At 46.0% G+C, this 202-nt stretch carries 1 protein-coding gene; it reads right to left on the reverse strand.

Translation table 11 applies throughout. The features are described 5' to 3' along the window. Positions 1 to 202: hypothetical protein (locus ACSVH9_RS16450; protein ID WP_438064649.1), on the reverse strand; the 202-nt coding region annotated here is incomplete at both ends.

Below are 202 nucleotides of genomic sequence, written 5' to 3' on the forward strand. Positions count from 1 at the left end.
TGAGCAAGAGTCAGATACAGTTACAGTATAGGTTCCAGCAGGAAGGTTATCAACTGTTGCAGTGGTACCCACTACAGTATTGGAAGCATTTTTCCAAGAATAGGTTACTGTGCCTACAGCTCCAGTTACAGCTCCTGCAGTTACAGACCCAGTGCTGGCTCCAAAGCAAGAAGCATCAGTTTTAGAAGAAGCACCCAAAGCC

This window comes from Flavobacterium sp. RSSB_23 (genome assembly GCF_051547145.1).
GTDB lineage: Bacteria > Bacteroidota > Bacteroidia > Flavobacteriales > Flavobacteriaceae > Flavobacterium.